Annotated in this window: 17 protein-coding genes and 1 pseudogene; 5 read left to right on the top strand and 13 right to left on the bottom strand. The window is 67.0% G+C overall.

What is annotated here, in order from left to right:
• Positions 1–37: 37 nt before the first annotated feature.
• Positions 38–460 (top strand): MerR family transcriptional regulator, encoded by a 423-nt coding sequence (locus BM175_RS00495; RefSeq protein WP_061934852.1) that lies wholly within the window; start codon positions 38–40, stop codon positions 458–460.
• A 143-nt stretch (positions 461–603) separates the two neighbouring features.
• Positions 604–1,620: a L,D-transpeptidase family protein gene (locus tag BM175_RS00490; RefSeq protein ID WP_061934850.1), complete on the top strand. Its 1,017-nt coding sequence runs from the start codon at positions 604–606 to the stop codon at positions 1,618–1,620.
• 64 nt (positions 1,621–1,684) lie between these two features.
• Here BM175_RS00490 and mntR read toward each other — a convergent pair whose 3' ends face one another.
• On the bottom strand, positions 1,685–2,113 hold the full coding sequence (gene mntR / locus BM175_RS00485; protein WP_061934848.1) for a manganese-binding transcriptional regulator MntR: 429 nt from the start codon (positions 2,111–2,113) through the stop codon (positions 1,685–1,687).
• Positions 2,114–2,230: 117 nt separating this feature from the next.
• Here mntR and BM175_RS00480 point away from each other — a divergent pair, with 117 nt between their 5' ends.
• The 3 genes from BM175_RS00480 (at position 2,231) to BM175_RS00470 (ending at position 4,849) form a co-directional block, all read left to right on the top strand.
• On the top strand, positions 2,231–3,586 hold the full coding sequence (locus tag BM175_RS00480; protein WP_061934846.1) for an Nramp family divalent metal transporter: 1,356 nt from the start codon (positions 2,231–2,233) through the stop codon (positions 3,584–3,586).
• 97 nt (positions 3,587–3,683) lie between these two features.
• Positions 3,684–4,007, top strand: coding sequence for a hypothetical protein (locus tag BM175_RS00475; protein WP_061934844.1), 324 nt, complete (start codon positions 3,684–3,686; stop codon positions 4,005–4,007).
• An 86-nt stretch (positions 4,008–4,093) separates the two neighbouring features.
• Positions 4,094–4,849 carry a DsbA family protein gene (locus tag BM175_RS00470; protein WP_061934843.1) on the top strand — a complete coding sequence of 252 codons (756 nt, stop codon included), beginning with the start codon at positions 4,094–4,096 and terminating at the stop codon, positions 4,847–4,849.
• A 354-nt stretch (positions 4,850–5,203) separates the two neighbouring features.
• On the opposite strand, the gene BM175_RS00465 is transcribed toward BM175_RS00470, so the two are convergent.
• The 12 genes and pseudogenes from BM175_RS00465 to BM175_RS00410 form a co-directional block, all read right to left on the bottom strand.
• Entirely contained in the window at positions 5,204–7,096 is a 1,893-nt protein-coding gene (locus BM175_RS00465) for an ATP-dependent DNA helicase (RefSeq protein WP_090672816.1), read from the bottom strand.
• Positions 7,093–7,491: a hypothetical protein gene (locus BM175_RS00460; RefSeq protein ID WP_170842554.1), complete on the bottom strand. Its 399-nt coding sequence runs from the start codon at positions 7,489–7,491 to the stop codon at positions 7,093–7,095. Before BM175_RS00460 ends, BM175_RS00465 begins: the two co-directional genes overlap by 4 nt.
• A complete protein-coding gene (locus BM175_RS00455) occupies positions 7,491–7,895 on the bottom strand; it encodes a hypothetical protein (protein ID WP_061934837.1) in 405 nt (134 codons plus the stop codon). Before BM175_RS00455 ends, BM175_RS00460 begins: the two co-directional genes overlap by 1 nt.
• Positions 7,896–7,941: 46 nt before the next feature.
• Positions 7,942–9,981: a hypothetical protein gene (locus tag BM175_RS00450; protein WP_139183986.1), complete on the bottom strand. Its 2,040-nt coding sequence runs from the start codon at positions 9,979–9,981 to the stop codon at positions 7,942–7,944.
• Positions 9,974–11,530, bottom strand: a complete 1,557-nt coding sequence (locus BM175_RS00445) for a hypothetical protein (protein ID WP_139224543.1) — start codon at positions 11,528–11,530, stop codon at positions 9,974–9,976. Before BM175_RS00445 ends, BM175_RS00450 begins: the two co-directional genes overlap by 8 nt.
• Positions 11,523–12,908, bottom strand: a complete 1,386-nt coding sequence (locus BM175_RS00440; RefSeq protein ID WP_082653378.1) for a tyrosine-type recombinase/integrase — start codon at positions 12,906–12,908, stop codon at positions 11,523–11,525. The genes BM175_RS00445 and BM175_RS00440 overlap by 8 nt, the downstream gene beginning before the upstream one ends.
• Before the next feature lie 110 nt (positions 12,909–13,018).
• A pseudogene (gene dinB / locus BM175_RS00435) lies at positions 13,019–13,468 on the bottom strand (DNA polymerase IV); the annotation flags it as partial.
• A gap of 170 nt (positions 13,469–13,638) precedes the next feature.
• Positions 13,639–14,331, bottom strand: a complete 693-nt coding sequence (locus tag BM175_RS00430; RefSeq protein WP_090958035.1) for an NnrU family protein — start codon at positions 14,329–14,331, stop codon at positions 13,639–13,641.
• 77 nt (positions 14,332–14,408) lie between these two features.
• Entirely contained in the window at positions 14,409–14,747 is a 339-nt protein-coding gene (locus BM175_RS00425; protein WP_090959036.1) for an acyl-CoA thioesterase, read from the bottom strand.
• Between the two features lie 188 nt (positions 14,748–14,935).
• Positions 14,936–17,233, bottom strand: a complete 2,298-nt coding sequence (gene katG / locus BM175_RS00420; RefSeq protein WP_090959033.1) for a catalase/peroxidase HPI — start codon at positions 17,231–17,233, stop codon at positions 14,936–14,938.
• 196 nt (positions 17,234–17,429) lie between these two features.
• Entirely contained in the window at positions 17,430–18,674 is a 1,245-nt protein-coding gene (locus tag BM175_RS00415) for a DUF2254 domain-containing protein (protein ID WP_244545810.1), read from the bottom strand.
• Positions 18,671–20,041 (bottom strand): chloride channel protein, encoded by a 1,371-nt coding sequence (locus BM175_RS00410; RefSeq protein ID WP_090958033.1) that lies wholly within the window; start codon positions 20,039–20,041, stop codon positions 18,671–18,673. Before BM175_RS00410 ends, BM175_RS00415 begins: the two co-directional genes overlap by 4 nt.
• Positions 20,042–20,081: the final 40 nt, after the last annotated feature.

The following is a 20,081-nucleotide window of genomic DNA, read 5'->3' as shown; positions in this document are numbered from 1 at the left end:
CGTACTTCCTCTAGCGGCTAGAGGAGCAAGAGGAAAAATGACGCAAGGCGTTCCGATCGGCGAGGCGTCGCGCGCGAGCGGCATCAAGGTGCCGACGATCCGGTACTACGAGCAGATCGGCCTTTTGGCCGCGCCGCCGCGGACGGAGGGCAACCGCCGCCTCTACGACGCGGGCGACCTCAGCCGCCTGCGCTTCATCCGGCACGCCCGCGAGCTCGGCTTCGAGATCGAGCCCATCCGCGAACTCCTGGCGCTGGCCGGGGAGCCGGACCGTCCGTGCGAGAGCGCCGACCGGATCGCCGCCGCGCATCTCGCCGACATCGACCACAAGATCGCCCGGCTGACGGCGCTGCGTGCGGAGATCGCGCGGATGACGAACTGCTCGAACCATTCGGTCGCGGAGTGCCGGGTGATCGAGGTCCTCGGCGATCACGGCGAGTGCCTGCACGAGACGCATTGAGGACCGACGGCTGCGGTCGCCTCACTTCCGCCGGATCGAGGCGTCTCTTGGCGGCCGCGACGGTTGCGGCCCCGGGTCATCCCCGCGACAGCCCGGCCGTCGATGATGGACGGAGACCCGCCACGACCAACCCTCGGAACGAGATGCACCTTCCCGCACGACGCCGCGCCCGCACCGCCACGCGACGAGCAGCGCTGGCCGTCGCCCTTCTCGGTCTCGCGTCCATGGGCGGCTGCATGTCGGTGTCGGATGAGACCTACAAGGACCTCGTGCCCACGGCCTACGCCGAGGCGAAGGCCCGTCCGCCAGGCTCGATCCTGGTGCGCATCTTCAAGGAGGAGAGCGAACTCGAGGTCTGGAAGCTCGGCGCGGACGGTCGCTACGCCCCGCACAAGACCCATCCGCTCTGCCGATGGTCCGGAAAGCTCGGTCCCAAGAAGACGAACGGCGACCGCCAGGCGCCCGAGGGCTTCTACCGGGTCACCCGGGCGCTGATGAACCCGAACTCGAAGTACCACCGCTCCTTCAACCTCGGTTACCCCAACCCGCTCGAGAAGTCGCTCGGCTACACGGGCGACTCGCTGATGGTGCACGGGGCCTGCTCGTCGTCCGGGTGCTTCGCGATGACCGACGAGGGCGTCGGCGAGGTCTACGCCGACGCGGAGAGGGCTTTCGCGCTCGGCCAGGGCGACTTCCAGGTTCAGTCCTTCCCATTCCGGATGACCGCCGAGCAGATGGCGCGCCACCGGAGCGACCCGAACATTGCGTTCTGGCGCAACCTGAAGCTCGGGTACGACATCTTCGAGGTGACGCGGAGGGAGCCCGAGGTCGCTGCCTGCGGCGGGCGTTACGTGTTCGACGCGCGGCGCAAGGACCGCCAGCCGATCGATCCGGCGGCCTCTTGCCCGCCGCTCGAGACGCGCGTCGCGCCCGAGGTGGCCGCCAAGCGCGAGAGGGACGACAGGTTGCTCCAGTCCCTGTTGTCCGAGGGCCGGGCGGGCATGCCGATGTCCTACGTCGACGGCGGGATGCACCCGCGGTATCGCGACATGCTCAAGCGGCTCGGGACGAAGGGCCTCTCCGTCGAGACGTCGATGGACGCCGTGCCCGTCAGCCGGCCCGAAGCGCTGGCCGAGGATCCGGCGGACGCGGAGCGCTGAGGCGGCAAGGCCCGGGCGGCCCCGCGCCGTCGCTCCGGATCGGACGTCCCGCCGTGCGTAACCCTCAGCGCGTCAGGAACCTGCGGAAGGCGTCGAGCGTGTCCTTCCCGACATGGTGCTCGATCCCCTCGGCATCCATCTCCGCCGACGCGGGCGCCACGCCGATCGCCTTCAGGAAGTCGACGACCAGGCGGTGCCGCGCCCTGACCCGTTCGGCGAGTTCCTTGCCCTCTGCCGTCAGGAAGATTGCCCGGTACGGCTCGGAGCTGACCAGACCGTCCCGGGCTAGCCGCTGCACGGTACGGGCGACAGTGCCGGGGGAGACGCCGAAGCGCTCGGCGAGGTCGGCCGCCCTTGCCTCGCCGCGCTCCGCGATCAGGTCGTCGATCATCTCGACGTAGTCCTCCGACAGCTCCGACTGGTTGGCCTTGCGCACGCGCGCGAACCGCGCCGCCGTCGTTGCCGCATCCGTTCCGTCGATCCCGCCCGTCATCCGCCGTCCTCCGTCTCCCTCATCTAGCGGAAATCGGCTCCGGGCACAAAGTTTGCTACTGGACAAACCATGTGCTGAGGAACAACTCTACGCGATCTCGGAGTGGGGCGCGGAACGATGTCTGGTTCGAACGAATGCACGGACGAGGCGGGGTGGAAGCGGGACCGCGGGGACGGATCGCTCCTCGACGTGCACCGCACCGTCCGCGTCGACCGCAACGCGCCGCCATGGCGCAAGGCGGCGGCCTTCCTCGGTCCGGGCTACCTCGTTGCCGTCGGCTACATGGATCCCGGCAACTGGGCGACGTCGATCGCCGGGGGCTCGGCCTTCGGCTACACCCTGCTCTTCGTCGCGCTCCTGTCGAACGTCATGGCGATCGTGTTGCAGTCGCTCTGCGCGCGCCTGGCGATCGCGTCGGGTCGTGACCTCGCACAGGCCTGCCGCGACGCATACCCGGGCTACGTCGCGCTGCCGCTCTGGTTCCTGGCCGAGATCGCCATCGTCGCCACCGACATCGCGGAGGTCATCGGCACCGCCATCGGCCTCAACCTCCTGTTCGGGATCCCGCTCGAGATCGGCGTCCTGATCACCGCCGTCGACGTGTTCCTGATCCTATGGCTCCAGCGGCTCGGCTTCCGATGGGTCGAGGCGCTGATCGTGACGCTGCTCGGCGTCATCGCGGTGTGCTTCGCCGTCCAGATCGCCATGGTCGACCCGAACTGGGGCGACGTGATCCGCGGGTTCGCCCCGACCACCGAGATCGTGTCGAACCCCGAGATGCTGTACCTCGCGCTCGGAATCCTCGGGGCCACCGTGATGCCCCACAACCTCTATCTCCATTCGGGCATCGTGCAGACGCGCGCCTACGGGACGACCCTGCCGGAGAAGCACCAGGCGCTGCGCTTCGCCACGATCGACTCCACCGTCGCGCTCTGCTTCGCGCTCCTCGTCAACGCGTCGATACTGATCCTGGCGGCCGGGGCCTTCCACACAACGGGACGGACCGGGATCGCCGAGCTCGGCGAGGCGCACAGCCTGCTCGCGCCGATCCTCGGGGCCGCCGTCGCGCCGACCCTGTTCGGCGTCGCGCTCCTGTGCTGCGGCATCAACTCCACCGTCACGGCGACGCTGGCCGGGCAGATCGTGATGGAGGGCTTCCTCGACATCCGGCTCGCGCCCTGGCTCCGGCGCCTGATCACCCGGATCATCGCCATCGTCCCAGCGGCCTCGGTGACGATCTGGTTCGGCGAGAGCGGCACCGCCCGCCTCCTGATCCTCACGCAGGTCGTCCTCAGCCTCCAGCTCTCGTTCGCGGTGTTCCCGCTGGTCATGTTCACGATGGATCGTCGCAAGATGGGCGAGCTCGTGGCTCCGCGCTGGCTGGCCGGCGTGGCGTTGGCGATCGCCGTGGCCATCGCGCTCCTGAACGTGAAGTTGCTCTTCGACTTCGTCCTGGGCGCCCGGTCGCATTGACCCGTCGCGTCGTCCCGGGCTGCCGGAACCCCTCGTGCTTGCCGGACTGCGGCATCGCCGCGGTTGACGCGGGGGTCCGAGCGGGGATCATGGGCGCATGAAGTTCGCCGCGCTCGCGCTCGTCCTGCTGGCCTCCCTGTTCGCCTCCCTCGCCCACGGGGCGGCGACGGTGCCCGGCTGCGCCGAGACCGTGGTGGTCGGGGTCGGGACGGACACCGGCGATGCCGCGCCCGCCGACGGCACGGACGGCAACGACATGCCGGACGACGTGCACTGCGGCTTCGGGCTGGTAGGGAACGTCCATCCGGAGATTGGCTCGCCCTGGTTCTCGGCCGCGCGCATCGGCACCGTTCCGGCCGATCTCCTGCTCGGGCGCGACCGCATGCCCGACGAGCGCCCCCCGGACCGGACGCGGACCTGAACCCGGCCCTTTCGGCCAACCAGTCCCCGTTTCCGTTTCCCGCGCCGCCGCCCGAGGGCCGCCCGCGCGCATAGAGGACCATTCCCATGACCCGATCCATCCGCGGCGCCCGTCGGCGCGCGCACCGATCCCTTGCGCCCGCCCTCTGCCTCGTCCTCCTCGCGCTCGCGGGATGCTCGGACGAGACGACGTCACCCGCTGCGGCGGTGGGCGAGGCCCCGGCGGCGCCGACTGCGGTGGCAGCGCCGTCCGCGCCATCCCCGTCCACACCCGCTCCCGAAGCCGACGGCGAGGTCGACGTCGCCGCGCTGATGTCCGGCCAAGTGCTGCCCGACGTGGTGATCGGACGCACGGACGCGCCGATCACCATCGTCGAGTATGCCTCGATGACCTGCGACCACTGCGCGGCCTTCCACGCCAACACCTACCCGACGCTGAAGCGGGACTACCTTGACACGGGCAAGGCCAAGCTGATCGTCCGCGAGTTCCCGTTCGACCCGCGCGCGGTCGCCGCCTCCATGCTGGCGCGCTGCACGCCTGGCGAGAACGGGCGCACGGCGATGGTCGACGCCCTGTTCGCGCAATCCGAGAGCTGGGCGCACGCGGACGACGCGGCGAACAGGCTTCTGTCGATCGCGCGCATCGCGGGCTTCACGGAGGAAAGCTTTAGGGCATGCCTGTCCGACGCCGACCTCCAGGCGAAGGTCGTGGCGACGAAGGACAGGGGCGCGAGCGAGTTCGGTGTCGATTCAACGCCGACCTTTTTCATCGACGGCAAGAAGTACCGCGGGGCGCTTCCGCCCGAGCAGTTCGCGGCGATCCTCGACGCCGCGGCAAAGTAAGGCTCCTCCCGCGAAATGCTTGCCGACGCAGTGCTGGACGCTCTTGTGCATGAAGCGGCCGGGACGCGTCGGCGGGCTCCTGCTAAAGCTTGTCCCGACGCGTGTCTTGAAGGCTGGACGGCATCCGGTCGTTCACTACCGGGCCGCCGATCGACTCCGGCGCCGCCGCTGCGAGGTGCTGGGCACGGGGACGGGCGGACGCGGCCCGGTCCGGCTACGGCGCTATGGGGAGCGCGCCGGACCGGGCCGCGTCCGCCCTGAGGGTATTCTGGAACAGCGCGAATGCTGGCAGGACCGTGGATCCAGGGTCCTGGCTCCGCGCGATCATCCGCCCATTTGACGAGGCGAGATCCATCAGACGGCAAGCGCGACGTCGCGCGCAAGCGAACTCGGCTGCTGTGTCACCACACGGTGCAGGTGCCCGAGGTCGCCGACCAAGACCACGCGTCGCTCGGCTCGGGTCAGCGCCGTGTAGAGGAGAGCCCGATCGAAAAGACGGCTGGAACTCAACGGCACGATGATCGTGCCCCACTGCGACCCTTGCGCCTTGTGCGTGCTGATAGCGTAGGCGAGGTCGATCCGGCCGGACAGGTCGGCAGCCAAGAGGTCGAAGGTCCGACCGTCGAGCCGGACAGTAAGGCGGTCTTCCTTCACGACGAGGACATGCCCCATGGTTCCGTTCCAAAGGCCGCGCTCGTGGTCGTTCTTCGTCCAGATGACCGGGTCCCCCTCGGCGAAGCGCGCGAGCCGCAAGCGGCCATGCGCGTTGTAGCGGTGGAAGTACGTGTTGATCGCGTCGATCCCGGCGGGACCGGCATAGGTCGCTCCCACGACCTGCACTTCCTCGTCGCGGAGGTCGTCGCGGATCCGCTCGATTTCGTCGATGACGCTTTCCGGCCCGCATCCGACGACGCTGCACCCTGTGCGACCGTCCCTGTAAGTCGGTAGCTCGGGCAACCTGCCTTCGCGTACGGCTCTGGACACCGCCGGGATTCCCGTCGCCTCGTCGGCCCGCATGATGCGGGTCAACTCGACACGCGGGATCCGGGGGCTGGAAACCAGACGGTGCAAGGTGAGGCCGTATCCGATCGGGGCGAGCTGGGCGACGTCCCCGACCAGCAGCAGCCTCGCATCCTCGTGCAGATGGAACAGGATGCGGTAGAGCGTGGGTAGGTCCAGCATGCTCGCTTCGTCGACGACGACGAGCGTGTGCGCTCCCGTTCCCGCGCGGCCTTTCGAGGCATCCCAGAGCCAAGAGGCGATCGTACGGGCCGCCCGGCCGGTCGCGTCCGCCACTCGCTGCGCGGCCCTCCCGGCGAGCGCGAGCTGGTGTACGTGGAATCCGAATTGCTCGGCGGCCTCGTTTATGGCGCGGAGCGTCGTGGTTTTGCCGACCCCCGCGCCCCCGACGAGGATCGCGAACCGATGGTTCAACGCCATCGTCACCGCGTCTGCCTGCTCGCTCGTCAGTCGCTGGGAGGCGAGACTGTTGTAACGTTCGAGGAAGGTCGACATCGCAACCGGCGTGGGTCGGCTCGCCAGCAGGTCCCTCGCTTGTCCGTCATCGGCCAGCGCCGCACGGATGCGGGTCTCGATGAACCGCTCGGCGTAGGCGGCCCCCGCAGGCTGGTAGCCACCCGGACAAGGGATGGCCGCGCCGTCGTCCACCGCGATGGTCACGGCGCGTTCCGCATCCGCAGGCGTCGCGCCGAGGAGCGTGCATGCATGGCGGACGAGCTTCTCCAGGGACGTGACCGTGTGTTTCCCGTCGAGCCGCTCGTAGAGCGCCGCCTCCACCGCCCCGACCTGCCGTCGTCGGTCGTCCAGTCGGACCCCGAGTCGCATCGCGGCCTGATCCACTTCTCTCCAGGCGCAGAGCGTCAACAGGCGGTAGGGGTTCTCTTGGAGCTTGGCGATGGCTTCGTCGCCCCACAGCTCCACGGCCTTTCGGGCGTAACGGATGCCGATGCCGTGCCGGTCGAAGAACGCGACCGCCTCGGTGACGGCCCTCTGGTTCCGCCATGCATCGCAGACGATCTCGGCCTGTGTCCGCGGAAGGACCTTCGTCAGGCGCTCGACACTGCCTTCGGCGAGGATGTCGTGGAGGCTTTCCCCGAAGGCATCCCACATCCGCCGGGCCGTCGCGGGGCCCACGCCGACGAACTCCGGTCGTCCCGCCAGGAACCGGATAAGATGCTGGCCGCGCGGCAGCTCCGTTCCCCATGCCGCCCCAGGGGAGGAACTCACGGGATCACCCTCCGCCCCGACGACGCCACGTGGTCCACGATGGCCTCGTAGCGGCGCAAGCGCCGCCTCAACTCATGGTTCTCGCTGCGGGCGGCGGCGAGCTGTTGCTCGAGACGCATGATCCTGGACTTGTCCCCGCTGTCCCGCGGCTCCGGCTCCTCCGCCTGCGGCACGTCGATGCCGAGGTCCGCGACGGCCTCTTCCAGGGTGCGGGCGAAGCGGGAGTTCTGCTGGAAAACCTCCCGCGCGAAGCCGCAAGCCCTAGCGACGGCAGTCTTGTTGACCTTGCCGAGACGCCCGGGGAGTTTCAGGCCGGCCGCGCGGAGCCGCTCCACGAACTCGACCAGCTTGGCATGGTTCTCTTCGCTCACTTCGAGGAACGACTTCTGCGCCATCATCGGTTCTCGGAGCGCTTGATCTGTACCAGTGGCTGATCCAGGAAGGCTTCGTCGAGGCCGCGCGAGCCGGCGTTCACCGCCCAACGGGCGAACTTCTCCAACAGGGCATCGTTCACGGCCGTCAGCTCGGCGACCTTCCTTTCCAGCCTGCTGATCTTCTTCTGCGTCCTGCTCGGTCCCTTTGGTTTTGGTGCCGGGGTCGCATCCCCGCTTGGTGCTAGGTTGGGCTTCTTGACGTACGCCTTGTAGGCAGACTTGATCTGAAGGTAGTTGTTGAGCGACGCCCGCCTGTAGCTTGCGCCGGTCTCGCGCGCGACCGCTTCGCAGAGCGCCTCCCACGTGAGGCGCCCCGTCCATCCGTCGATCAGGGCAACGATGCGGGTGATGCGCTCCGGGGTCATGGGAGGCGCGCGGGGACGGCGGGCAGGGGGCTTCCTGCGTACGCCCCTAGGCACCGGCCGTCCCTGCACCGATCCCCTGCATGCCGCCGACGTTCCCCCGCAGCAGGACGCCCGTGACCACCTCGTTGTCGTGCATGGCCTGTTCGACCAAAGAGTAACGGCCGGACTTGGCGAGCCGGATCACCGAACCGTCCGGCACGGTCGGGTCGGACAGGATGCCGTACAACTGCTCGAGGCGCTCGATCGTCTCGCGATGAGCGCGGACCCAGTCGTCCGCACCCTCGTACTCTTTTGCCAGCGCCGCCTCCGCTTCAGCGAGGCTTCGCCGAGCGCGCTCGAGGGCGAACTCCACCCTTTCCAGGTGTCGCGGATCGTGACCCTTGACGCATGTGTGCTTGGTGCAGTGCAGGCACTGCATGAACATCATGCAAGGGGACGAGGCGAAGTCGTGCCCGCAGAAGCCGATGTCTGTCGCATGCCCGTGCCCGGCGCGAGCCGCAGCCTCATTCCTCGCCACCGGTGGGTTCACCCTCACCGCGGTACCCGCGATCGTTGCGACCTCCTTGTCCCTACGGCGCTTCGCTTGAAGCATCTCCTCGGGCGTACGGTGATCGTAGGGTTCGTTCTGCCGGCGGTCCAAGCGGCCGCTCCAGGCCGCGATTTCCGCCTCAGTCAGGCCGCCCCGCTGTGCCACCGTGTTGAGCCAATGTCTCAGTTGGTGTGTCTTCAGGACGATCGGATTTTCGGGCGTTGACAGTCCAAGGCGCGCGAAGACGCCGTCGGGCTTGTGAAAACTATTCATGATGTTGCCATAGGAAACGGGGGCAATCATGCAGCGCCATCGTCCGCGTCCGCGGTCGGCAAATTCCTGACGGCGCACCACCATCAGCGCTTCGCTGTAGCGGAGACCCGTTTGCTTGTCGAAGATCGGGAAGCCATGCGGCAACTCGGACAAGATGGCGCTTTCGACGTCCGAGAAGCGGAACGCATAGATCCTTTGTCCCGCTGAGGACCGCATCCCCTTGATCGGCTCGAGCTTCCGGTCGGTTGCCCAGTCTCGTCCGTTGCCAGCTTCGTTGAAGCCGATGATACGTGCGATGTCGGCCCCGGAGAGGTCCTTGCCCCGCAGGTGGACGCAGTCGTCCGGCAGATAGAGACGATCGGGATGATGCTCATACCAAGCCGCGATGCGTCGTGCTTCGGCCGTATGCTTGTTCAGCCGCGCGAGCGCTTCCTTGGCGACATCGGCCATCACGGCGGGGATGCCCTTTGCGAAGTCGTGGTGGCCCTTCGAGCCCGCCCATTGCAGCATGTAACCCTCGTCGCCATCCGTCAGGGGCTTGATCTCGCAGTCGTGGTGGAGTGCGAAGATCTCGTTTATGCGGCTTGGGGCGCACGCCAGCAGCGCCATCACCGACGTGGCGATCACATCACGAGGTTCGGTTGCCTTACGGAAACTTCGTGGAAGCGCTTGCAGCGCCTCATCTGAAGGCATCAGTGCCTCACGGCGCTCGTCTCTCGAGCGGTTGTTGTACAATTCCCACGCTTGGCCGTGCTTCCAGTCGATCGGGGCGTTCGCGGCGAGATTGTTTTCTCTCAGGAACTCCGAAACTGGCGTCAAAAGAACGCCGATGCTCGCTGAATAGTTGCCTGGTCTCCTTGCGGCAGCAAGTTGGACAGCATGGTCGAGCAAATGGGCATCTACCGAGCCCAGGTCCGGCGTCACCCCTTTGTCGAGGAACGCCGCGAGCAACGCCCTGAACGCACGTATCTCATTCAGAGGAGGAGCTTTCGACGGATTTCGACCTGCATGGTAGCGGATGTAGGCCTTCACCTGGCTCGCGAACGGCTCCGGCATTATGGGACCCAGCCGGCCCAGCCGGGGAGTGTTCTCGGTGAAGTTCAGGAAGTGCTCATGGCACTTGCCTCGCTGATGGTAAAAGCGCGTAACGTTCCAAGAAAAAGATTCGAATTCGAGATCGGAGCCGAACACGGCGAGTTCGTCGCGGCAAAAGCGTACGAACTCCTCCATGTTCGCCAAGGCGGCGAGATGGGCCTTCGGGACAAACGGGATGACTTCAGCCATTTCGGTCGCCTTCCAGCGATGCCGCCCTTGCTCGGCATTGGCGGACCACTTCGGCACACGCGACGATCGTGTCGTCAAGTGTGACGGCGACGGCCATGGATCCGTCCTCGGCCATCTGCCTGCGCCTCCCGAGAAGCCAGTCGAGGATCTCTTCGTGAGGTCCGTCCAGCCATGGGTGGAACAGTCGGCACGTGTAGCAGGCAATTGGCTTCCCAAGGCCGCAGAAGCCGTGCTTCCCGCAGCCACCCAGGGCCACGGGCCCTTCGCCCTCGTCGACGGATCCGAGGATATGCCGCTCGATGCCTTGCCCGACGTCGTTTCCACGCGCCGCAAGGGTTCCAGCAAAGCGCTGCGCCATGGGTGCCAGCAAGATGGCAAGCTTCTTGTCGAGGCGCTGGAGAAGATCGGAACGAACCTCGATGTAACTCTGTGCAGCGGTACGTGACGTGTGGTCGAGGATCACCATGATCTCGTCCAGGGATTTGCCCTCTTGTGCCGCACGGGTGCCGACCGTGCGTCGCGCCCGCGTGGCGTTCACGTTGATCGCCTCTCCGGTTCGTTCGGAATTCACGCCCAGTCCCTCCATCACGTTGATGATCCTCATCGCGATGGAAGCTGGCGTCGGGCGGGCAGGGGTTGTCCCACCGTCGAAGAATGTACTGCTCACGTGCACGGCCGGGAACAAGGGTGCCTCGTTGGGGTCAGCCATTCCGCAGAGCCTTGCCTTCTCGCGAACCAACAGGGATTGCGCCTCAATGATCATGCCGATCTCTTCGATGAGGGGGCGTTCGGTGAACTGTGTCCGGTATCGTGCGCCCCTTTGCTTCGCACGGGGGATCGCCAGAACGTACGTTTTCCCCGCAGGCCCCATCGTGACCTTCAGATCGCCGACCGTCAGGCCGGCAATCTGAACAGGCCTGGGCCCGATCGCTCCGCTGAGAAGGCAGAGGCCGTAGTTGTCGATAGCGATTTCGCCCGCGGCGAAAGCCGCGTGGAGAGCCTTATAAAGCCCGTCATACTCAAGGTTCGTGTACGCACCTTGGATCGGGCACCGCATCCGGACCGCAAGCGCTCGCTTCCTTGAACTTTTCGGCATGTCGGTGGCGGTGACGAAGGCTTCCCTTGAAACAGCCGGGATGCCGAGGCGCGCCCACACTCGTACAATGTCGTTGGCCTCGGTCGCACGGTAGCGTTGGTCCTCTTCGAACGAAGCGGAGTAATTCATCAGGTGGGCGGATGAGATTGCAACTGCGTCCGTGTCGTAGGTCGCGATGTGAAGGAGCAGTCCTCGGACCAACTGGTAATTCGAATACACCGACCTCGGGTTCTCGCTGCGAAGTCGTGCTGTGACGAACCCTTTGAATCCGGTCTTCAGCGCGTGGGCGACGCCGAGGTCGCCGAAGTGGAAGTTCAGCCGACCAATGTCGGTAACGATCGGCCAATGATCGTCGCCGGGACGGTAGACATAGCCATCGCGGGTCTCGGCTTGGTCGGGAAGCTCGTAAGGTGACTCGACGTCTGGCATCTTGCCGAAGGGTGTTTTACGCACCGATCACCTCCCCGAGCCAAGCCCTGTCGTCCTGCAACGCCTTGGTCGCCCGTTCCATGTCCTGCATGCGTTGCCGGATCGCGGACCCGTGCTTCATCAACCGGCGCTGCATGTCCCTACTGTGTTCGTCGGCTTTGACCTTCGTCCGGCGCTTCAAGTAGTGGCCCGGCATCTTGGACGTTCGGGACCACCCCATCAGCAAGCGGCGTTCACGGACTTCTTCTTCGGCGCTCAACTTGATTGCGTCGGCGTAGGCGGAGAAGTCCTCGTTCCACTGATGCCGGAGGACGTGAGCGCTCACAGGGCCGACATCCGGATGCTTTTCCCGAAGCAGCGCGAACAATCCCGTGATTGCGCTTTCCGAAAGGGCCTTGCCGTCTTGCGCGACGAAGAGGAAGCCGTGCTTGCGCGCAGCCTCGATCCGGTTGCGGGCTTCGAGGTACTCCTCCCCGAGCTCGGTCAAGCCCTCGTCCAAGGGGGCGAGGCGCTCCGATGTCTTAGCGTTCGGCTGCCTACGTCTACGGTCGCGCTTGTCGTCATGACGGCGTTTGATCTCGCAAAAGGCTTGACCCCGGTTGAAGTCCTTGATCCTGAGGCCGAGCAGCTCGCCCCGTCGCATCCCGGTGGCGAGGAGCCAGCGCACGATCACCCAGTTCCGCAGACGCACGAACGGATCGATCCAAGGATTGTCCAGGCTGTCCGGGTGGGTGACCGCGAGAAGGCGGATCCGCTCTTCGGGCTCTAGGCTCGTGCGGTCCGCGTCGGTAACTGACGGCAACCGCTCCTCAATCTGTTCGACCACTTCCAGAAGCCTCGCCCCGTATTCCCGCATCCTCGCGGACGCCTCGTCGGCACTTACGGCCCCTGTGGGGAGACGGGGTCTCTGTCGTTCTCCGAGCCACTTCAGGTAGCTTGCGGCGTAGTGCAGTCTGATCATTGCGGTGGCGGGAATGACCACTTGCGCCCGAGTGGTCGACGGAAGCCTTCGATGCAGTCTTGCGACGGAGCGACGGCGCTTCTGCGCAGTTGCAGCCACGGGGACCACCTTCGATACCCCCCGTAGCCGGGTGAACGGTTTCGAGGCGTCCGATGCGAGGGCATCCAGTTCTCCGACCTCGAAGAACGCGCCGCTCCTGATGCGTTCGGCCAGGTCGATGCCGTGTCGCCAGCAGAACAGGTGGATGAGCATTGCCCCGCGGAGGGCTTGCTCCACGGTGGAAGCGCTCCTCCTGCGATACTTCGTGAGCGACCAGACCGTCGGGTCAAACAGGGGGATGCCGTCGCCCGTGACGAGCATCGGGCACCGCTCGCCATTCGGAAAGACGACCAGTGTGACCTTTAGTTCGGCAATGCCTTCGGGTTTCAGCAGATGCTTCATAGGGCGGACGCAGTTACCCTAGGGAAGAAACCCTGTCAAACGCGCATTTTGCAATGTTTTACAGCAGCTTGCCCCTAATTGTTGACAAAACTGCCTGAAGGTGTGCGTTAGAACTTGTTGTAGGAGACGCCGGCTGAGGCGGTAAGGCCGGTGACCTCGCGGATGCGCCGGCGGATCGCCTCGGCGATCGCGGTGGCGGACGTGATGCCCTGCTTGTTCTCCGTCACGTCAAGATAGGCCTCGTCGAGCGACAGCGGCTCGATGATGTCGGTATGTTCGGCGAAGATCCCGCGAATCTGGAGCGAGACGGCCTTGTAGACGTCAAAGCGCGGCTTCACGAACAGAAGGTCGGGGCAGCGGCGCTTGGCGGTGACCGACGGCATGGCCGAGCGTACGCCGAAGGCACGGGCCTCGTAGCTTGCCGCCGCCACGACGCCGCGCTGTGCCGAACCTCCGACGGCCAGCGGCTTGCCGCGCAGCGACGGATCGTCCCGCTGCTCGACCGAGGCGTAGAACGCATCCATGTCGACATGGATGATCTTACGCTGGCGGGTCGGCATCGCGGCGCCCGCGCGATCGGTCCCATCGTCGGCTTCCGCCTCTGTCTCGCGCGCCACCATCGCCTTTCTCTGCGGCCGTCGTCACCAGCCGACAGAACAGATCGGGAACGGATTGGCAAGCCGCTTCGCACGGCGCCAGCCCGCAGTCCACAGGGGCGTTGGCCGAGCCGTCAGACAACCCAGCGCCAGATGCCGGCCGCCCAGCCGGCGAGCGGAATGTGGGCCCAGGTCGCGACGAGCCAGACCGCCGTTCCACCCGCAAGGGCATGCATGCCGAAACCGCCGAAATGCGCCCGGCCTGCCGCGACGGCGGCGAACGGCCAGAAGCTGCTTCGTGCTCTCCAGGATCGCCATCCCGCCGGATCGAGCGCCGCGCGCTTGCGCTCCTGCAGCGCCGAGCCGACCAGCGCCAGGATGATGATCGCGATGCAGAGCACGACGTTCTTCGCGATCGGGTAGACGAGGATATGGGACAGGCCCCAGATCGCGAAGGACCACATCATCGGGTGCCGGGTCACGGCGAAGACGCCGCGAGCCTCGGCATGGGCGGGGTCGGTCTTCGAGCCGGACAGCGTGGGGTTGCGGACCAGCGAGCCCATGAAGAGGATCGAGGCGACGAGCATCAGGACCGTGGCGATCGCCCAGAGACCGTCGCCGACGTCCCAGAGGGGTTCGGTGACAAGCGCGGCGCGATAGGCCCAGACCGTGGCGCCGAGCGTCGCGAAGGCGACGAGCGTGTAGACGCCCTGGAGTCCCTTCTCTCCGAGCCTCGCGACGAGAGGGGCCCGTAGCGGGTGGGACAGAAGAAAGTGCGAGCCGACGAACAGCGCCGAGGTCGCCAGAACACTGAAGGCACCGTCCATCCGCCATCTCCCGCTTTGCGCCATGCAGATTAGCCTATCCGCGCTTCCGGTGGATGACGCCGTGTGTCGCGGTGGGGCTAGCTCTGAACCGGGATCGGCCGCGGCTTCCGGTTGGCGTCGATCGCGACGAAGGTGAAGACGCCTTGCGTCACCTGTTCGACCTCCTCACCCTCGCGGCTGCGGCGCCAAGCCTCGACGTTGATGCGCATCGAGGTGCGGCCGACATGCAAAATCTCGGCGTAGAGGCTCACCTCGTCGCCGACATAGACGGGCTTGAGGAAGCGCATGGCCTCGATCGCGATCGTGGCGCAGCGACCTCGTGCGAGGCGAGCCGCCGCCGTGCCGGCCGCGAAGTCCATCTGTGCCAGCAGCCAGCCACCGAAGATGTCGCCTGCCGGGTTGGTGTCAGCGGGCATGGCGATGGTGCGGATCGTGGGGGCGCCCGACGGGGCGGTTGCGGGCTGCGGTTCGGGCGCGTCCAATTTGAAGCTCCGGTTTCGGCGACACGGATCACCATGTCGCCGAAACCCCCATCGATCGGCAAGGGCATGGATGCCGGGAGCGATCCGTCGGACCGTCCCGAAGGGTCATGCGCCGTGCCGGCTCAACGCTGCGTCGGCCTCACCTCGTAGCGGTCGAGCATCATCACCTTGTGCCAGGCATCGACGAACTCGCGAACGAAGCGGTCCTTGCCGTCGTCAGCCGCATAGACCTCGGCGATCTGGCGAAGCTGCGAGTTCGAGCCGAACACGAGGTCGCAGCGCGTGGCGGTGAAGCGACGCTCGCCGCTGTTGCGGTCCTTGATGTCGAACGTCATCTCCGAGGCGTCCTGCGGCGACCAGACGTAGTCCATCGAGGTGAGGTGGCGGAACATGTCGTTGGTCAGCGTGCCGACGCGATCGGTGAAGACGCCGTGCTGCGAGCCGCCGGCATTGACGCCGAGGACACGCAGGCCGCCAGTGAGGGCAGTCCATTCCGGCGCGGTCAGGGACAGGAGCATGGCGCGGTCGAGGAACAGCTCCTCCGGCGATACGGTGAAGTCGATCGACGTGTCGTGGTAGTTGCGGAAGCCGTCCGACACGGGCTGAAGCCAGTCGAACTGCTCGACATCGGTCAGCTCCTGCGTCGTGTCTCGGCGACCCGGCACGAACGGAACCTCGACATTGGATCCCGCGTCGCGCGCCGCCTTCTCGACGCCCGCACAGCCGGCGAGCACGACCATGTCCGCGAAGGACACGCGCTTGCCGCCGGGCGCCGAGCCGTTGAAGCGATCGGCGATCTCCTCCAGCTTCGGGATGACGCGCTCCAGCCGGTCGGGCTCGTTGACCGCCCAGCCGCGCTGCGGCTGGAGGCGGATGCGACCGCCGTTGGCGCCGCCGCGCTTGTCGGACACGCGATGCGTCGAGGCGGCGGCCCAGGCCGTCGCGACAAGGTCGGTGACCGACAGGCCGCTCGCGAGAATGTCCGACTTCAGGCGCGCGATGTCCGCGTCGTCGATTACGGCATGGTCGAGCGGCGGGATCGGGTCCTGCCAGATCAGGTCCTCGGCGGGCACCTCGGGGCCGAGGTAGCGAACCTTCGGGCCCATGTCGCGATGGGTCAGCTTGAACCAGGCGCGCGAGAAGGCGTCGGAGAAGTAATCGAAGTCGGCGAGGAACTTCTCGCAGACGGCGCGATAGGCCGGATCCTCCTTGAGGGCGATGTCCGAGGTCATCATCATCAAGGGGTTCATTCGACCCTCAACGTGGGCGTCCGGGGTCTTTGGCGCGTCCGGATCGACCGGGGTCCACTGGATCGAGCCGGCCGGGCTCTTGGTCTTGCGCCACTCGAAGCGGAAGAGGTTCTCGAGGTAGTCGTTGTCCCACTGCGTCGGGTTCGGCGTCCACGAGCCCTCGATGCCGTTGGTCATAGTGAACTCGGCGTTGCCCGAGCCTTCCGGGTTGTGCCAGCCGAGACCCATCTCGTGCATGCGCGCGACTTCCGGCGCGCCGCCGATGCGGTCGGCCTTCACCATGCCGTGCGACTTGCCGAAGGCGTGGCCGCCGGCGATCAGCGCGACCGTCTCCTCGTCGTTCATCGCCATCCGGCCGAAGGTGAGGCGAATGTCACGGGCCGAATCCAGCGGATCGCCGTTGGCGTTCGGGCCTTCCGGATCGACGTAGATCAGCGACTGGTGCGAGGCGGCGAGCGGGCTGTCGAGCTCGTAGGTCGCGTCCTTCGGGCCGCCCTGCCAGCGCAGGCCGCGATTGACCATCTCTTCCGGGTGTCCGGCCATGGGGCCACGCGGCGCGTCCTTCGGGGCCTTGCCGGTCCAGCCCTCGGGACCCCAGTAGGTCGAGCGATCCGGCTCCCAGGCGTCGACGCGCCCGCCGGCGAAGCCGAAGGTCTTGAAGCCCATGATCTCCAGCGCGCAGTTGCCGGTCAGGACCATCAGGTCAGCCCAGGAGAGCGCCGCGCCGTACTTCTGCTTGATCGGCCAGAGAAGGCGGCGGGACTTGTCGGTGTTGCCGTTGTCCCACCAGGAGTTGACCGGTGCGAAGCGCTGCATGCCTTGGCCCGCGCCGCCGCGCCCGTCCGCGATGCGATAGGTGCCGGCCGAATGCCAGGCCATGCGGATCATCTGCGGTCCGTAGTTCCCGTAGTCGGACGGCCACCACGAAACCGACGTCGTCAGGAACGCCTTGATGTCGGACTTCACGGCCTGGAGGTCGAGCGCCTTGAAGGCCTCGGCATAGTCGAAGTCCGGGCCGAGCGGGTTGGCTGCCGGCGGCTCCTGATGCAGGAGCTCGACCTTCAGCCGGTTCGGCCACCAGTGATCGATCTGCGGCTCGCTGCCGGCCGCACCGCTGATCCGGGTCCCACCGAAAGGGCAGGTCCCTGCGCCGGGCGTCATCGTGTCCATGTCGAGCTCCTTCGGATGATCGCGCGGCAAGGTCCAGCCGTCGAACGATCGGGAAGGGGCACTTAGGCAGGAACGCTTCGCTGGCTAGAGACCCTCCCGCCGCTGACCATAGCTTGCGACAACCTGCCCGCCCGACGCGCTGGTGCTGCCGGTCTGACCTCGGCCTATGACACGCTCGGAGGGTACAGCCGACAGGTCAAACCGTCGCCGCGATCTCGCGCAGCGCCTTCTTGTCCGCTTCCAGCGTCATGGCGACTTCGGCCCTTTCAAGCGCCTGCCTTGCATGGTGCCGGGCGGCTGGCGCGTAGTCGGGATGGTCGAGACGCGAGAGCGTGCGCAGCGCCTTCTGGAGACGCACCCCGACCTCGACGATGCCGGCCCCGTCACGGGCCACTGCGAGAAAGGCATCGTCGAACAGATCATCGACCCGGAGCGGCGGGACAAGCACCTCGGCGAACGCGGGCTCGTCGGCTTCGCTCAGCTCGGCCCATGCGGCCAGCACGCGCAGGAGCCGGCCGACCACGTCGACCGCCGTGCCGAGATCGTTGGTCGCCGGCGACAGGGCGCGGCTGGCGACCTCCGTCAGCACGCAGATGCCGAAGCGCGGGTCCTGGTCGAAGGAGCGACGGTCACCGATCGTCACGCACCGGAGAAGCGCTGCTTCCTCGATCCGCGCGCCCTCGACGGCCAAGATCGCTTCGGTCGGATCGGCCATCTCGCCGGGCAGACGCAGAACGAACACGCGTGCCCGAGCGCGGCGGGCCAGCGAAGCCAGCGCTTCGACGTCGATGTGCTGGACGTAGCCGATCTCACGCGCCGCCAGCCGCACGGCACCGGCCGGAACGCCGGACGTGCGGTCGTGCAGCGGTAGCCCGCCGAGATATGGCCGCCGCCGCCTCTCGCGGACCGCCGCGATGGCGGCTTCCTCGACGCGCTGCGTCGTCTCGGTGACCCGGCCGAGCCGCGACAGATGATCGATCCAGCGAAGCAGCGTCACGATGATGAAGCCGATGACGAGGATGGTGACGCCGAACAGGACGACGCGCCCCTGCTCGCCATAGGTGCCGGTCGACAGGGCGATGATGCCGACGAGGCTGAACAGAAACGAGCCGATGAAGGTCGACAGCACATTCTGGGTGGTCGAGTCCTCCATGATGAGGACATTGGCGCGCGGCGTGACGTTGCTGGTCGCGGCGGAATAGGCCGAGACCATGGTCGAGAGCGAGAAGGTCGTGACCGTCAGCATCGATGAGGCGAGGATGCCGAGGATGTTATCGACCGCATCCGCGCCGATCGAGGCCGACAACCCGAACGAGATGAAGGGGCTGGCCCAGGCCCCGACGAGGGCCGTCGCCACGGCGAGGAGCGAGAACAGTCCTGCGCGGAACCAGATGCGCCGCGTGACGCGGCGTAGGATCCACTGCCAGCGCGTCGCCGTCACGTCGCTGGTCCCTCCCGTTCGCTGCGGGTCTGCCGCAGGACGTCGGCGACGTAGTTGCGCGAGAGGCTGTGATAGAGCGGGGAGCCCGAGACGAGGCGAGCCGTGCCGAAGCCGATCAGCGACGCCAGCATGATCGGTACGACGTTGCCCTGGTTGCCGGTCATCTCGAGGATGATGACAAACGCTGTCATCGGCGCCTGCACGACCCCGGCGAAATACCCGGCCATGCCGAGCGTCGCGGCGAGGCCCGAGCCGAGGCCGAGCACGAGGCCGATCGTCGAGCCGATCCCGGCGCCCACCGAGAGCGAAGGCGCGAAGATGCCGCCGGGGATGCCCGAGACCATCGAAGCCAGTCCGGCCGCGAACTTGGCGAGGAAATAAGATGGCGGAAGCGGCGACCCTTCGATGGCGGAGCGCGCCTGCTCGTAGCCGGTGCCGTAGGTCGCGCCGCCCGATGCGAGGCCGATCAGGGCGACCAGCAGGCCGCAGGCACCCGCGATGCCCACGACGCGCATCGCCCGGCCTTTCGACCAGACCCGAACGCGGCGCATGAGGGCGAGAGCGCCCGCGCTGAACAGGGCGCCGAGCCCACCGCCGACGACGCCGCATGCGATGACGAGCATCCACTCGCTGGCCGACGCGACAACGGCGTCGCTCTGGCCGAAATAGGTATAGTTGCCGGTCAGCGCGAGCGATGCGAGACCGGCAAGCACCACCGCCGACAGGACGAGGCCGTTGGTCCGCGCCTCGTAGGCTCGGCCCATCTCCTCGATGGCGAAGACGATCCCCGCCAGGGGCGTGTTGAAGGCGGCGGCAATGCCGGCGGCGGAGCCGGCGAGGATCAGCCCCCGTGCATGCGCCATGCCGCCGAGCCGCCCCGCGGCCAGCATGATGGCTGCGCCGACCTGCACGGTCGGGCCCTCGCGCCCGATCGAGGCGCCCGACAGGAGACCGAGTAGCGTCAGCAGGATCTTGCCCGCCGCGACGCGGAGCGACAGGAGGATGCCGCGTTCCCCGTCCGCCTCGAAATGGCGCGCCGCAATCGCCTGCGGGATGCCGCTGCCTTGCGAATAGGGAAAGAAGCGAAGGGCAAGGAAGCTGGAAAGGGCGAAGCCGAGAGGCGGCACCAGAAGCGCGACGAGAAAGCCGGTGCCATCGTTGCTGCGCATCGAAGCGAAGGCCCGTTGCGCCCAGTCGGCCAGTTCGGCGAAGGCGACGCTGACGAGGCCCACTGCCAGCGCGCCGAACCAGAAGACGAGCCGGGGCCGCCACAGGCGCCTCGAGAGCCACATCGCACGGGAGCGACGCACCATCGGGGCGCGTCCGATGCGGCGGCGTCGCGATCCGGAACCTGTCGTCTTCACCATGAGAACCGCCGCTTGTGTGCCTGTCCCCTGATGGGCAAGC

The sequence above is a fragment of the Aureimonas phyllosphaerae genome (assembly GCF_900113065.1).
In the GTDB taxonomy this organism is placed as follows: Bacteria; Pseudomonadota; Alphaproteobacteria; order Rhizobiales; family Rhizobiaceae; genus Aureimonas; species Aureimonas phyllosphaerae.
Note: the sequence above shows the minus strand (reverse complement) of the source record. Positions and strands in the feature narration are given on the sequence as shown.

Coding starts and splice junctions, on each gene's coding strand:
- BM175_RS00495 (WP_061934852.1), top strand. CDS start 38: ATGACGCAAGGCGTTCCGATCGGCGAGGCGTCGCGCGCGAGCGGCATC.
- BM175_RS00490 (WP_061934850.1), top strand. CDS start 604: ATGCACCTTCCCGCACGACGCCGCGCCCGCACCGCCACGCGACGAGCA.
- mntR (WP_061934848.1), bottom strand. CDS start 2,113: ATGACGGGCGGGATCGACGGAACGGATGCGGCAACGACGGCGGCGCGG.
- BM175_RS00480 (WP_061934846.1), top strand. CDS start 2,231: ATGTCTGGTTCGAACGAATGCACGGACGAGGCGGGGTGGAAGCGGGAC.
- BM175_RS00475 (WP_061934844.1), top strand. CDS start 3,684: ATGAAGTTCGCCGCGCTCGCGCTCGTCCTGCTGGCCTCCCTGTTCGCC.
- BM175_RS00470 (WP_061934843.1), top strand. CDS start 4,094: ATGACCCGATCCATCCGCGGCGCCCGTCGGCGCGCGCACCGATCCCTT.
- BM175_RS00460 (WP_170842554.1), bottom strand. CDS start 7,491: ATGGCGCAGAAGTCGTTCCTCGAAGTGAGCGAAGAGAACCATGCCAAG.
- BM175_RS00455 (WP_061934837.1), bottom strand. CDS start 7,895: ATGACCCCGGAGCGCATCACCCGCATCGTTGCCCTGATCGACGGATGG.
- BM175_RS00450 (WP_139183986.1), bottom strand. CDS start 9,981: ATGGCTGAAGTCATCCCGTTTGTCCCGAAGGCCCATCTCGCCGCCTTG.
- BM175_RS00440 (WP_082653378.1), bottom strand. CDS start 12,908: ATGAAGCATCTGCTGAAACCCGAAGGCATTGCCGAACTAAAGGTCACA.
- BM175_RS00430 (WP_090958035.1), bottom strand. CDS start 14,331: ATGGACGGTGCCTTCAGTGTTCTGGCGACCTCGGCGCTGTTCGTCGGC.
- BM175_RS00425 (WP_090959036.1), bottom strand. CDS start 14,747: ATGCCCGCTGACACCAACCCGGCAGGCGACATCTTCGGTGGCTGGCTG.
- katG (WP_090959033.1), bottom strand. CDS start 17,233: ATGGACACGATGACGCCCGGCGCAGGGACCTGCCCTTTCGGTGGGACC.
- BM175_RS00410 (WP_090958033.1), bottom strand. CDS start 20,041: ATGGTGAAGACGACAGGTTCCGGATCGCGACGCCGCCGCATCGGACGC.